Genomic DNA, 12,178 nt, shown 5'->3' with positions numbered 1-12,178 from the left:
GAACATGGTAGTGTCCGTCGCGATCGGGGGATAACGATGCGCTCGCGGGTGGTTCACCCATTAGTGATTCGAGCGGATCGGCTGGGGGGCCTATTTTTCGAGTATGCTAAATAATCGTCGCACAATCCTATGCCAGTTCCTGGGCCTGATCGGTGCCGGGTTCGCCGTGGTCAACGGTCGGACGGTGCCCGCTGTCGCGCAGGGGAACGCGTTGCCGGTCGTGGTCGAATTGTTCACCAGCCAGGGATGCAGTTCCTGTCCCCCGGCGGAAGCGTTGTTGTCGGAGCTGGCGCAACGACAGGACGTCATCGCGCTGGAATTTCATGTCGACTATTGGGACTATATCGGTTGGAAAGATCCCTTCGCCGATCCGGCCTTCACGGAACGTCAGCGCCGCTATAATCGGGCGTTCGGGTCCCCTTACAATTACACACCGCAAATGGTCGTCGACGGACGGGATCATGAGGTCGGGTCCCGCCGCAGCGCCGTCGAGGCACGGATTGAAACCGCGTCCATGAAGCGGGAAATGGCCCGTGATCAAATGGAAACTCCGCCGGTGGTTTCGCTTGCCCGGTCCGCCGGTGGGGATTTGACCGTGACCCTGTCCGGGGACAGCCCGGAACAAGGAGGTTTCGAAATCCTCGTCGTCGGGTTCGACAAGCGCCATGAAACGGACGTTCAGCGTGGTGAAAATCGTGGCCGGAAGCTGATCAACGCCCATGTGGTGCGCAGCGCCGAAACCCTGGCCCGGCAATGGCGCGGCGGCGATCTGACCGTGTCCGTTCCGGCGGAGCGGATATCGGGCGACGGAGGCTGTGCCGTGCTGGTGCAGAACCCGCAAACCGGCACCATTGCGATGGCGGGCGAAATCTACTTCTGATCGGCGATGCGTCGGAAGGGCCGCAGGAACAAGGTCGCGAAGGGGCGCTCCGGTTCCCGTTCAACGCCGATTTTCATGTCCAGCCGCCGTCGGTTCGGACTGAACGATCCGAAAATCCGATCCCAGAAACTGAACAGATTGCCGTAATTCGAATCCGTGTCGCGGCGGATCGCGTGGTGATGCACCCAATGGATGGCCGGGGTGATGACGATCCAGCCCAAGGCCCGCTCCAACCCGGTGGGTAGGCGCAGATTGGAATGCGCGAAGATCGCCGCCAACAGAACCTGCATTTCGAAGACCAGGACGCTTTCGATCGGAATGTCGAGTGTCAGGATCAGAACCGCACGGGCGCAGGCGGATAAAAGAACCTCTCCCCAATGAAATCGGACGGCGGTGGTCGTATCCAAGGTTTCGTCCAGATGATGGATTTCGTGAAACCGCCACAGGAATGGCACGACATGGTTCAGGCGATGCCACCAATAGATCAAACAATCCAGAACCAGAAGGTCCAGCACGATCCCGAAAGGACCCTGCCACCATGGGGCAAGGGACGACCGCCAATCCGGGGCACTGGCCGCCGCCCAGGCGCTGATCGGTACGACTACCGCAATGGACAGGATCGTATTGGTTCCGAACAGTGCCCCATTGCGGAACAGGCGGTTCCGGCGGTCCTCGCGTGACAGGGCAATCGGGGCGGCGGGGAAAACCCGTTCGAACACAAAGAAAGCCGCGATCCATCCGGCGACGAGGATGGTTTTGTACGCGATCAGACTTTGCAGCAGATTTTCCATACGGGACAAATTGGGCGGATTGCCCCGGTCGGGCAAGACGCGTAAACCCTAAGGGACCTTCATAATGGCGTTACCGAGGCCCCCATGACAGTTCCCCTGATCGGCGTTCCCTGTTGTATCCGTAAATCAGATGAAGGAAGCCTTTATCATCAGATAGGGCATAAGTATCTGTCGGCGGTGGCCACGGCCTCTCAAGCGATTCCAATGGCAATTCCCGCACTGCCGGGCGAATTCGATCTGGATGCCATGCTGGACCGTCTGGACGGCGTGTTCCTGACCGGCAGCCCATCGAATGTCGAACCGCATCACTACGACGGCCCGACTTTCCGGCCGGAGGTGGAACGCGACCCGATGCGCGACGGTGTCACCCTGTCCCTGATCCGCAAGGCGATCGAGCGCGGCATTCCACTGTTCGGGGTGTGCCGGGGACAACAGGAAGTCAACGTCGCCCTGGGGGGAACCCTGCATCAGCATGTCGTGGAATTGCCGGGCAAGCGCGACCACCGTATGCGGCGCGACATCCCGGTCCAGGACCGGTACGATGTCGCCCATCCGATCGATGTGAAGCCGGGCGGGATGCTGGAAAATCTGGTCGGCCGGACGGGGGAAGTGACGGTCAATTCACTGCATGCCCAGGCCATCGACCGTCTGGCGGACGGCTTGTTCGTGGAAGCGGTCAGCGACGACGGCATTATCGAATCCGTGTCCCTGCCGGGATCGAAGGGGTTCATGTTGTGCGTTCAGTGGCACCCTGAGCACCCGACGGCCCTTGCCTGGCCGCTCAGTCAGGCCATGTTCAAGGCATTCGGGGACGCCGCGCGCGCCTTCGCGGCCAATCGCTAAGATTATTTCAGGGGAGACAGTCAGCATGCGGATCGCAACATGGAATATCAATTCGGTGCGGCTGCGCATGCCGATCGTGGCGCAATTCGCCGCCGAGGTGAAACCGGACGTCATCTGCCTTCAGGAAACCAAGGTCCACGACGACCAGTTCCCCTTCGACGACGTGAAGGCCCTGGGGTTCGAGCATGTCGCGATTAACGGGATCAAGGGCTATAACGGCGTCTGCATCCTGTCCAAACTGCCGTTGGATAATGTCGGTCGGCACGAATGGACGGGCAAGGCGGACGGCCGCCATATCTACGCCACGCTGCCGAACGGCATGGAAGTTCACAGCCTCTACGTTCCCGCCGGTGGGGACGAGCCGGATCGCACAGTGAACGAGAAATTCGGCCATAAGCTGGATTTCGTGGACGAAATGGCTGGCTGGTTCGCGGCGAACCGCGATCCGAAACAGCCGATCATGGTTGTCGGCGATTTGAACATCGCGCCGCTGGAACATGATGTCTGGTCGCACAAACAGCTTTTGAAGATCGTCAGCCACACACCGATCGAGGTGGAGAAGTTCACCGCCGCGCAAAACGCCTTCGGTTGGGTCGATTGCATGCGCAAATTCGCCCCGGAACCGGAAAAGATGTATACTTGGTGGAGTTACCGGTCGCGGGACTGGCGAGCGGCGAATAAGGGGCGGCGCCTCGATCATGTCTGGGCGACCCCGGTTCTGGCCGAAAAGGTCGGGGCGATGGATATCGTCGTCGATGCGCGCGGTTGGGAGAAACCGTCCGATCACGTGCCTGTCGTCGTCGACGTCGCGGACTGACGGGAACGGCCTGAAAGGCCCGAAAACCTTGACCTTCGCGCCTTTCGGCCCTACCTACCGGAAAACGGCTGATGAAGTGAGAGAGTACGATGGCGATCCTGCCGATCCTGGTCGCGCCGCATCCGGTGCTGAAACAGAAATGCGAACCCGTCACGGATGTGACGGACGATATTCGCCAATTGCTGGATGACATGCTGGCGACGATGTATGACGCGCCCGGCGTCGGTCTCGCCGCGCCGCAGGTCGGTGTGTCCAAACGCATCCTGGTGGTCGATTGCGCCCCGCGCGACGCCGATCCACAGCCGATGAAGCTGATCAACCCGGAAATCCTTGCCGCGTCGGATGATCTGTCGACCTATGAGGAAGGCTGCCTCAGCTTCCCGGACCAATATGCGGATGTGAAACGCCCGGCCCGCGTGACCGTTCGGTATTTGGACGAAAACGGAACCCAGCAGGAAATCGAGGCCGACGGCCTGCTGGCGACCTGCATCCAGCATGAAATCGATCATCTGGACGGCATCGTTTTCGTGGATCACCTGTCGACGGTGAAACGCGGCATAATCATGCGGAAACTGCAAAAGCTGATGCGCGGCAAGGATCGCGCCGCGGCGGCGGAGTAAGCCGTCTTCGAAAAATTCGAAATGGAGTTTCCATGACCAAGTTGCGTCTCGCCTTCATGGGAACACCGGCCTTTTCCGTGCCCGCGCTGGAAGCGATCGTGCATTCCGGGTATGAGGTGGAGGCTGTCTATACCCAGCCGCCGCGCCCGGCGAACCGGGGGAAGAAGGAAACGCCCAGCCCCGTCCATCTGGCGGCGGAAAAATTGGGTATACCCGTGCGGCATCCGACAAGCCTGAAATCCGAAGACGAATGGCGGGCCTTCGCCGATCTGCGCCTGGATGCGGCGGTGGTCGTCGCCTATGGGCTCATCCTGCCGAAGCCGATCTTGGACGCGCCGCGCCTGGGCTGCCTGAACATCCACGCGTCGCTGTTGCCGCGTTGGCGTGGGGCCGCGCCGATTCAACGCGCGATCCTTGCCGGGGATGATGAAACCGGCATCAGCATCATGCAAATGGATGAAGGGCTGGATACGGGGGCGGTCCTGCTGGAAGAACCGGTGCCGATCTATCACAGGACGACGGCGCAGGATCTGCACGACGACCTGTCCGCGCTGGGGGCGCGGTTGATCGTCGAGGCGCTGGACAGTTTCTCGATCGGCACGATCCATCCGGTTCCCCAATCGGAAAACGGCGTAACCTATGCGGAAAAGCTGCGGAAGGAAGAAGGCCGTCTGGATTGGGGCCGTCCGGCGGCGGAGCTGGATCGTCAAATCCGCGCCTTTACACCCTGGCCGGGCTGCTTTTTCGAATTTCGGGGGGAACGGATCAAGGTTTTGCAAGCAATCCCTATCGCACCGGCGGGCAAGTCGACTGCTGGCACTTTGTTGGACAAAGACGGCACGGTGGCCTGCGGTTTCGGCGGATTGAAACTGATCCGGATGCAGCGACCCGGGCGTGGCCCGGTTTCCGGGGAAGAATTCGTCAGCGGGATGCGTCTGGAACCGGGCGTCGCATTGCTTTAGCCCAAAAACGAAAGCGGCCCAAAACGAAAGCGGCGACGACGGGGGGTTCCCGTCGTCGCCTGACCCGTTAGACCGAAGCCGGATGGGAGGGGCAGGATTTGGCTGCGGTCTTCCGGAACTCTTGGCGGCTTTGCTTTTGCGTCCACCGCGTTTACATCCTCACCATAGGCGTATGTCGTCCAGAAAGATGTGATGGACGTCACAGGCGGGCGATTTATTTGTGCGATTTTTTCGATTTTCAGATAACCTATTGAGATGGAACGCAAAAAAAATTCATCCAAGGACGAAAAAAAGGGGCGGGAGCGCGGCCGGAAGGGTCCGAAACCGGCAACGCCGGAGCGTTTGGAAAAAGGCGCGTTGCATTACCTGGAACGGTTCGCCTCCAGTTCGGAGAATCTGCGCCGCGTCCTGATGCGCCGTGTGCAACGATCCGCCTATCTGCATGGGACGGATGTCGACGCCGGTGCTCGGGCCGTCGAGGATTTGATCGCGCGGTTCCGGCGCAGCGGCCTTCTGGACGATGGGCTTTATGCCGAAGGACGCGCCGCCAGCCTGCACCGGCAGGGAAAATCTCAACGCGCCATCCGTCAGGCCTTGTCCGTGAAGGGTATCGATGCGGCAACCGCCGACAGTGCCTTGACCGCCCTGGACGAACGGGTGGACGGGGATGTCGATCTTGGCGCGGCGGTGAATTATGCGCGGCGGCGGCGTATCGGTCCTTGGCGCCGGGAAGACCTGCGGGAGGCGGCGCGGGATAAGGATATGGCCGCCCTGGCGCGGCAGGGATTCGGATACGATACCGCGCGGAAAGTGATTGAGGCGGATACGGTCGAGGCCCTCGAAATCATGCTGGAGGAGGCGGTACGGGAATGATCGGCATTTCGTGTCGTGGTGGGCGGCGGTTTGCGGTCGATTCGGGAAAAACGGCGCTGTTGGTGATCGACATGCAGCGCGATTTCATCGACCCCGATGGGATGTGTGCCCGTTTGGGGGACAATCCGGCGCTGATGCGCGCCATTGTTCCGCGTGTGAGACGGTTGACGGATTGGGCGCGGGCCCAGGGAATGTGTGTCGTGCACACGCGGGAAGGCTATGCCCCCGATCTGTCGGATATGCAGCCGCCGAAGCGGGTGCGCTGGCCGCTGTCGGAAATGGCGGGGCCGTTGGGCCGCTATCTGATCCGGGGGGAGGCGGGCCACGACTTCGTTCCCGATCTCAAACCGGTGCCCGGAGAATGGGTGATCGACAAGCCGGGCTTCGGAGCGTTCACCCGGACGGATTTGGAAGATCGATTGGTCGCGGCGGGGATTGAGGATCTGATCCTCTGTGGCGTCACGACATCCTGCTGTGTTCAAACGACGATGCGCGAAGCGGTCGATCGCGGCTTTCGCTGCCTGACCGTGGCCGACTGCTGCGCGGCGGTGGAATTGGACGACCATGACCGGGCTTTGGACCTGATCGCGAGCGAGGGAAATCTGTTCGGCTGGGTCTGCGAGCTGTCGGATATTGCGGGGCCGGACGATCGGGCAGCCGATCCATCCCTCACGGTTCGCGCCATGACCGATGCCGACGCCGATGCGGTGATGGCGATTTACGCCGACGGCATCGCGACCGGACAAGCGACCTTTCAGGATCAGGCCGGCGACTGGTCGGCATTCTCCGCCGGAAAACTCGCAACGCCTCGGATCGTGGCCTGTGATGCGGATGGTGGGATTCTCGGATTCGCGGTTCTGTCGCCGACCTCCACGCGCCCGGTCTATAAAGGCGTCTGCGAAGTATCGGTCTATGTGTCCGGCGCGGCGCGGGGGCGCGGCGTCGGCAATCTGTTGATGCAGCGCCTTGTCATGGAGAGCGAGGCGATGGGGATTTGGCTGCTGACGGCCAGTATTTTTCCGGAAAACCCCGCCAGCTTGATCCTGCACACCACGCACGGCTTCCGCTGTGTCGGTCGTCATCGCGGACCGGCGCGCATGACCTATGGCCCGATGGCAGGGCGCTGGCGGGATACCCTGCGCCTGGAGCGTCGATCGACGGTCGCCGGGGTCTGATCAGTACATCCGCCCGCCGTTCGGCACCGGCAGGTCGGGTTTCAACAACACGACCTCGTTGTCTTCGTCGGGGATACCCAGGACCAGGCATTCGGACATGAACTTGCCGATCTGTTTCTTCGGGAAATTGACCACGCCCAGAACCTGACGCCCCGGCAGCGTGTCCGGATCATAATGTTTGGTAATCTGGGCAGAGGATTTGCGCTCCCCGATTTCCGGCCCGAAATCGACCCAAAGCTTGATCGCGGGGCGGCGCGCTTCCGGATAGGGTTCGGCCCGGACGATCGTCCCGACGCGAATGTCGACCTTCAGGAAGTCGTCGAAGGTTAGCGTATCGTCCATATCCCCATCTCCCGGTGTATCGGTTTGGCGGGCAGGGTACCGGCATTTCCGAAAAAGAAAAGGGCGCCCCGGTCGATCAACCGGAACGCCCTTTCGCCGGATCTGGAGAGCCGACTGAAATCTTACTTCTGAAGCTTGGAAACCGCCGCCTTCAGTTCTTCCAGGCTTTCGACGAAGCGCTTGTTCACGACGTCGAAGGCTTCGGATTGGGATTTCGCGGCCATTTCCGCGATTTCCCGCATGTTGGAAACGCCGCTTTCGATGGTCTGCTTGACCTGATCGATCTGGACCGACGCGTCCGGCGCGGACATGCCCTTGCTCTGCAGTTCCTGCAGGGCGGCATTCGTTTCGTCCATGACGTTCTTCATGATTTCGCTCTGGCGCTTGAAGATCGCCTGCACGCCTTCGGCGGCGGTCTTATTCGCGATGCCCAGGGCTTCCATGTTCTTGCGCTGCGCTTCGGTGATGCCGGAGAAGTCCGGTGCATCGAAGCCCTGCATCATCTTGGTGAAGTCCGTCTGCAGGAAGGGGTTCTTTTCCGGGTCCAGAAACGGATTGGTTTTCGGGTCCAGGAAGGGGTTGTTCATCGTGTCGAAAATCGACGTCGGTTTCTTGGCCATGGGTGTCCTCCCAAAAATCGGTCCAGGGATTGCGGTTCACAACGATGCCGACGGCCCGGGAACGCACCCGGCAAAGGGTCGGAGGGTTACGACATCAAAACTGTTCATGCTGCAATGCAACATAGACCAAAAATGGGGATTTTCCGGCGCACGTCAAGAAAATTGTGCATTGCAACAAAACGGCAACCTGCGCCTAAGGCGCGCAATAGCGCGCGTTCCGGTCACCGTGTACCGGAATGATGGCAAAATGTCGCGGATAAGTCTTGTGCGAATTCGCGATGGCGCGAGTGTCGCCGAACCCTGAAGTCGGATTAGGACGAATAGGAATGCAGCAAAACGTATGTTCGGATCGCGCTGGACAGATTGCCCGTCCGGCCTTCATCGATCTGCGTCACCAGCTGATTGACGGAAATCTTGCGGGACAAGGCAATTTCCCGAAGCGCGTTCCAAAAAACGTTCTCCAAAGAAATGCTTGTACGATGGCCCGAAATTACAACGGATCGCTTTTTGATTTCGGCGGGATTTTCGACGTTACGGGCGTCGAACTTTCCAACATCGTCGCTGTCGCTCATAGTACGCAATTCAACCATATCAAGAGTTCCGGAACGGCTAAAACCTATAAAGACCCTGAGGGGCCGCCTCAGTGGCGGTGCAGCCACCTTGATTGCCGAGACTAAGGCGCACTTCTTAAAGAATACTTACCGATTTTAATAAGAATCCAAAAACCCGGCGACCTTATCGGCGGCGATCGATAGATTGCCCTCATGGGTGGATCCGGAGGCCTTGCGCGGCTTAAAATCATGATCGCCATCCGGCAACCAGAAAAGAGTGGAGTTCGCCGGAAGCGGGTATTTTGAAACCTCGCTTTCCGTGCCGAACGGATCGCGCATCCCTTGCAGCATCAGGACCGGACGGTCGATGGCGGCAAAATGATCGGTCCGGGTCTTTTCCGGTTTTCCCGGCGGATGAAAGGGATAGCCCAGCGTCACCACGGATACGAGGTCGTCGGGGCGGTCCTGTTCGGCTGCCAGCATGGTCGCCATCCGTCCGCCCATGGATTTTCCGCCGATGGAAAGCCGGCATCTCGGAAAGCGTTGGCGACAATCGGCAAGCGCTTGCCGCCAGGCCTGGATCAGCACCGGGGCCCTGTCCGGCGGCTTCTTCCGGCCTTCTCGTCGGCGTTCAGCCATATAAGGAAATTCGAACCGGGTCACGGCGACGCCCTTCCCGGCAAGAAGGGCGGCCATGGTTTCCATGAAGGGACTGTCCATCGGCGCACCGGCGCCATGGGCAAGGACCAGCCGATGGGCGGCATCGTCGGGTCCGGTGTCGATGAAGGGAAGGTCGAATTCAGCCTGCATAAGGCGACGAAACGAAAGGAAAGCAATTACGTCAAGAGGTTGTTAACTTTCTTGTGGAATGAGTATCATGATTTTTCGCGCAAAAGCGTATAAGCTATGCGTCGGCAACAGCGGTTCTTTAGGGAAGGGACGGACGGAATGTCTGACTTGGCAATCGCAGGGTTCTCCAGCCTGACGGCGGGGGACGAAGAACAACTGGTCACCATGACGGTCGACAATCAGCTGTTCGGTATCCCGATCCTGCAAGTCCAGGATATCGTTGAACCACAACAGATCACGCCGGTGCCGCTGGCATCGTCGGCCATCGCGGGTGTGTTGAACCTGCGCGGGCGGATCGTCACGGTCATCGACTTGCGGGTCTGCCTGGGGGCGGAGCCGAAGAACCTGGAAGACCGTCCGATGTCCGTCACCGTTGAATATAAGGGCGATCTTTACACGATCCTGGTCGATTCCATCGGCGATGTGCGATCCTTGCCGCGTCGCGATCTGGACAAGCCGCCGCAAACCCTCGACCCGCGCATGCGCCGTCTGTGTTCCGGCGTTTTCCGTCTGCAGGACGACCTATTGGCGGTCTTGGATGTGGATCGTGTTCTAGACCCCAGCACGATTGACGAGGCCCCGAAGCGCCGTCCGCTGAAACGGGTGAAGAAAAGCCCGGCAGGCAAAACGGAAACCACGCGCAGCGACAAGAAGAAGTCGGCGAAGAAGGATGCGAAATCCGATTCCGAGGATGGCGCTGCGGCTGCCGCGAAGTCCCAATCCGATAAGAAACCCGCTGCGGCGAAGCCGGCTGGGAAACCCGCCGAGGGTAGCAGCAGCCTGTTCAAGCGCGTTGGTGGCGAGGTCAGCATCGATGCGGCGGTCGACCTGTTCCTGGAAAAGGCCGGCGCGGACGACAGACTGACCGACTTGCTGGCCGGGGCCGATCCGAAGCAGTTGAAGACCTTTGCGACCAAGATGCTGGGCGGCGCGTCCGCCTATACCGGTCCGGCACCGAAAAAGGTTTACCAGTCCCTGGTGCGGGAAAAGGACATGGACGACGGTCATGTCATCGCCTTCGCCGGATATCTGGCCGACACGTTGAACCAGATGGGCCTACCGCCGGAACTGATCGACGAGGTCATGACCGCTGCGGACAAGCTGCGCAGCGAAGTCAGCTGATCCATCAGGCACACTGAACGAGAAAGGGCCCCGCGAATATCGTGGGGCCCTTTTCGTTTGTCAGCGCCGACGGCTTATTCCGGCATCAGGCCATGGAAGAAGTCGTTGCCCTTGTCGTCGATGACGATGAAGGCCGGGAAGTCCTCGACCTCGATCCGCCAGATGGCCTCCATGCCCAGTTCCGGATATTCGATGCATTCCACCTTCTTGATACAGTCCTGGGCGAGGCGTGCCGCCGGACCGCCGATGGAGCCCAGATAGAATCCGCCATGGGCCGCACAGGCCTTGCGCACCATCGGGGACCGGTTGCCCTTGGCCAGCATGACCATGGAGCCGCCCGCCGCCTGGAACTGATCGACGAAACTGTCCATCCGCCCCGCCGTCGTCGGCCCGAAGGACCCGGAGGCATAGCCTTCCGGCGTCTTCGCCGGGCCCGCGTAATAGATCGGGTGATCCTTGAAATAGTCGGGCAGCGGTTCGCCCGCGTCCAGTCGCGCGCGCAGCTTCGAATGAGCGGCATCGCGGGCGACGATGATCGGCCCGGTCAGGGACAGGCGCGTCTTGATCGGGTACTTGTGCAGCGTGCCCAGAATTTCCGACATCGGCTTGGTCAGGTCGACCTGGACGACCTCGCCCTCGAATTCGGTATCCGAAACCTCCGGCAGGAAGCGCGCCGGATCGTGTTCCAGCTGTTCCAGGAAGATACCGTCCTTGGTGATCTTGCCCAGGGCCTGGCGGTCGGCGGAACAGGACACGCCGATCCCGATCGGCAGGCTGGCCCCATGCCGCGGCAGGCGGATGACACGGACGTCGTGGCAGAAATACTTGCCGCCGAACTGCGCGCCGATCCCCATATTGCGGGTCATCTCGTGGATGACCTTTTCCATTTCCAGATCGCGGAAGCCCTGACCGTTGTCGCTGCCTGCGGTCGGCAGCGAGTCGAGATACCGGCAGCTCGCCAGCTTGACGGTCTTCAGGTTGAATTCGGCCGATGTCCCGCCGATGACCACCGCCAGGTGATAGGGCGGACAGGCCGCGGTGCCCAGCGACCGGATTTTTTCGTCCAGGAATTTCAACAGGCGTTCGCGGTCCAGCAGCGACGGCGTGCCCTGATACAGGAAGGTCTTGTTCGCCGATCCGCCGCCCTTGGCGATGAACAGGAACTTATAGGCGTCGTCCTGGCCTTCCGAATAGATTTCGATCTGACCCGGCAGGTTGTTGCGCGTGTTCTTTTCATCGAACATCGAAATCGGGGAAACCTGGCTGTAACGCAGGTTGTTATGGTCGTAGGCATCGAACACGCCTTGCGATAGGGCGGCCTTGTCGGCCCCGTTGGTCCACACACAGCGGCCCTTCTTGCCCATGACGATGGCCGTGCCGGTATCCTGACACATCGGCAGCACGCCGCCGGCCGAAATATTCGCGTTCTTCAACAGGTCATAGGCCACAAAGCGGTCGTTGGGGGAGGCTTCCGGGTCCTCCAGGATGCTGGCCAGCTGTTTCAAGTGGCCCGGCCGTAGCAGATGGTTGATGTCCCGAAACGCGTGCTCACAGAGCAGCCGGATGCCTTCCGGATCAACCTTAAGGACGGTTTCACCGTCGAAATCAGCCGTGGAGACGTAGTCGCCGGTCAGTTTTCGATATTCGGTCTTGTCTTCTCCCAAGGGGAGCATGTCGAGGAAAGCAGGATCAACCATCGGATGGGTCCTTTCAGCTCATCAAGTGAGGGGCGG

General features: G+C 60.4%; 14 protein-coding genes. 8 read left to right on the top strand and 6 right to left on the bottom strand.

All coding sequences use genetic code 11. The annotated features are described in order from the left end of the window. The first annotated feature begins 103 nt into the window (after positions 1 to 103). On the top strand, positions 104 to 880 hold the full coding sequence (locus HH303_RS04655) for a DUF1223 domain-containing protein (RefSeq protein WP_169624004.1): 777 nt from the start codon (positions 104 to 106) through the stop codon (positions 878 to 880). Here HH303_RS04655 and HH303_RS04650 read toward each other — a convergent pair. Further along, entirely contained in the window at positions 871 to 1,671 is an 801-nt protein-coding gene (locus tag HH303_RS04650; RefSeq protein ID WP_169624184.1) for a sterol desaturase family protein, read from the bottom strand. The genes HH303_RS04655 and HH303_RS04650 overlap by 10 nt on opposite strands. An 84-nt stretch (positions 1,672 to 1,755) precedes the next feature. On the opposite strand from HH303_RS04650, the gene HH303_RS04645 reads away from it, so the two are divergent. The 6 genes from HH303_RS04645 to HH303_RS20015 all read left to right on the top strand — a co-directional run bounded on the left by HH303_RS04645 (position 1,756) and on the right by HH303_RS20015 (position 6,961). Beyond that, positions 1,756 to 2,514 (top strand): gamma-glutamyl-gamma-aminobutyrate hydrolase family protein, encoded by a 759-nt coding sequence (locus tag HH303_RS04645; RefSeq protein ID WP_169624003.1) that lies wholly within the window; start codon positions 1,756 to 1,758, stop codon positions 2,512 to 2,514. A 25-nt stretch (positions 2,515 to 2,539) separates the two neighbouring features. Beyond that, entirely contained in the window at positions 2,540 to 3,331 is a 792-nt protein-coding gene (xth, locus tag HH303_RS04640) for an exodeoxyribonuclease III (protein ID WP_169624002.1), read from the top strand. Positions 3,332 to 3,420: 89 nt separating this feature from the next. Beyond that, the gene (def, locus tag HH303_RS04635) at positions 3,421 to 3,951 is read left to right on the top strand and encodes a peptide deformylase (RefSeq protein WP_169624001.1); all 531 of its coding nucleotides are present in this window, start codon (positions 3,421 to 3,423) and stop codon (positions 3,949 to 3,951) included. Positions 3,952 to 3,983: 32 nt separating this feature from the next. Further along, positions 3,984 to 4,913: a methionyl-tRNA formyltransferase gene (gene fmt / locus HH303_RS04630; protein WP_227421514.1), complete on the top strand. Its 930-nt coding sequence runs from the start codon at positions 3,984 to 3,986 to the stop codon at positions 4,911 to 4,913. A 255-nt stretch (positions 4,914 to 5,168) separates the two neighbouring features. Continuing rightward, entirely contained in the window at positions 5,169 to 5,786 is a 618-nt protein-coding gene (locus HH303_RS04625; RefSeq protein ID WP_169624000.1) for a regulatory protein RecX, read from the top strand. Next, a complete protein-coding gene (locus HH303_RS20015) occupies positions 5,783 to 6,961 on the top strand; it encodes an isochorismatase family protein (protein WP_227421513.1) in 1,179 nt (392 codons plus the stop codon). The genes HH303_RS04625 and HH303_RS20015 overlap by 4 nt, the downstream gene beginning before the upstream one ends. On the opposite strand, the gene HH303_RS04610 is transcribed toward HH303_RS20015, so the two are convergent. From HH303_RS04610 to HH303_RS04595, 4 genes are all read right to left on the bottom strand, one after another. Continuing rightward, positions 6,962 to 7,303, bottom strand: a complete 342-nt coding sequence (locus tag HH303_RS04610) for a tRNA-binding protein (RefSeq protein WP_169623999.1) — start codon at positions 7,301 to 7,303, stop codon at positions 6,962 to 6,964. A gap of 122 nt (positions 7,304 to 7,425) precedes the next feature. Continuing rightward, a complete protein-coding gene (locus HH303_RS04605) occupies positions 7,426 to 7,923 on the bottom strand; it encodes a phasin family protein (protein WP_169623998.1) in 498 nt (165 codons plus the stop codon). A gap of 311 nt (positions 7,924 to 8,234) precedes the next feature. Further along, a complete protein-coding gene (locus HH303_RS04600) occupies positions 8,235 to 8,495 on the bottom strand; it encodes a ribbon-helix-helix domain-containing protein (protein WP_169624181.1) in 261 nt (86 codons plus the stop codon). Between the two features lie 135 nt (positions 8,496 to 8,630). Next, a complete protein-coding gene (locus HH303_RS04595; protein ID WP_169623997.1) occupies positions 8,631 to 9,284 on the bottom strand; it encodes an alpha/beta hydrolase family protein in 654 nt (217 codons plus the stop codon). A 138-nt stretch (positions 9,285 to 9,422) separates the two neighbouring features. On the opposite strand from HH303_RS04595, the gene HH303_RS04590 reads away from it, so the two are divergent. Next, the gene (locus tag HH303_RS04590) at positions 9,423 to 10,445 is read left to right on the top strand and encodes a chemotaxis protein CheW (RefSeq protein WP_169623996.1); all 1,023 of its coding nucleotides are present in this window, start codon (positions 9,423 to 9,425) and stop codon (positions 10,443 to 10,445) included. A 74-nt stretch (positions 10,446 to 10,519) separates the two neighbouring features. Here HH303_RS04590 and HH303_RS04585 read toward each other — a convergent pair whose 3' ends face one another. Then, positions 10,520 to 12,142 (bottom strand): fumarate hydratase, encoded by a 1,623-nt coding sequence (locus HH303_RS04585; RefSeq protein WP_169623995.1) that lies wholly within the window; start codon positions 12,140 to 12,142, stop codon positions 10,520 to 10,522. Positions 12,143 to 12,178 lie beyond the last annotated feature (36 nt).

The sequence above is a fragment of the Pacificispira spongiicola genome, assembly GCF_012926505.1.
In the GTDB taxonomy this organism is placed as follows: Bacteria; Pseudomonadota; Alphaproteobacteria; order UBA8366; family Aestuariispiraceae; genus Pacificispira; species Pacificispira spongiicola.
This window is presented reverse-complemented; position numbering and strand designations above follow the sequence as displayed.

Bases quoted from the DNA above. Each gene is read 5' to 3' on its own strand.
- HH303_RS04655 (WP_169624004.1), top strand. From the start codon at position 104: ATGCTAAATAATCGTCGCACAATCCTATGCCAGTTCCTGGGCCTGATC.
- HH303_RS04600 (WP_169624181.1), bottom strand. From the start codon at position 8,495: ATGAGCGACAGCGACGATGTTGGAAAGTTCGACGCCCGTAACGTCGAA.
- HH303_RS04650 (WP_169624184.1), bottom strand. From the start codon at position 1,671: ATGGAAAATCTGCTGCAAAGTCTGATCGCGTACAAAACCATCCTCGTC.
- HH303_RS04585 (WP_169623995.1), bottom strand. From the start codon at position 12,142: ATGGTTGATCCTGCTTTCCTCGACATGCTCCCCTTGGGAGAAGACAAG.
- HH303_RS04610 (WP_169623999.1), bottom strand. From the start codon at position 7,303: ATGGACGATACGCTAACCTTCGACGACTTCCTGAAGGTCGACATTCGC.
- def (WP_169624001.1), top strand. From the start codon at position 3,421: ATGGCGATCCTGCCGATCCTGGTCGCGCCGCATCCGGTGCTGAAACAG.
- HH303_RS04645 (WP_169624003.1), top strand. From the start codon at position 1,756: ATGACAGTTCCCCTGATCGGCGTTCCCTGTTGTATCCGTAAATCAGAT.
- xth (WP_169624002.1), top strand. From the start codon at position 2,540: ATGCGGATCGCAACATGGAATATCAATTCGGTGCGGCTGCGCATGCCG.
- HH303_RS04590 (WP_169623996.1), top strand. From the start codon at position 9,423: ATGTCTGACTTGGCAATCGCAGGGTTCTCCAGCCTGACGGCGGGGGAC.
- HH303_RS04605 (WP_169623998.1), bottom strand. From the start codon at position 7,923: ATGGCCAAGAAACCGACGTCGATTTTCGACACGATGAACAACCCCTTC.
- HH303_RS04625 (WP_169624000.1), top strand. From the start codon at position 5,169: ATGGAACGCAAAAAAAATTCATCCAAGGACGAAAAAAAGGGGCGGGAG.
- HH303_RS20015 (WP_227421513.1), top strand. From the start codon at position 5,783: ATGATCGGCATTTCGTGTCGTGGTGGGCGGCGGTTTGCGGTCGATTCG.
- HH303_RS04595 (WP_169623997.1), bottom strand. From the start codon at position 9,284: ATGCAGGCTGAATTCGACCTTCCCTTCATCGACACCGGACCCGACGAT.
- fmt (WP_227421514.1), top strand. From the start codon at position 3,984: ATGACCAAGTTGCGTCTCGCCTTCATGGGAACACCGGCCTTTTCCGTG.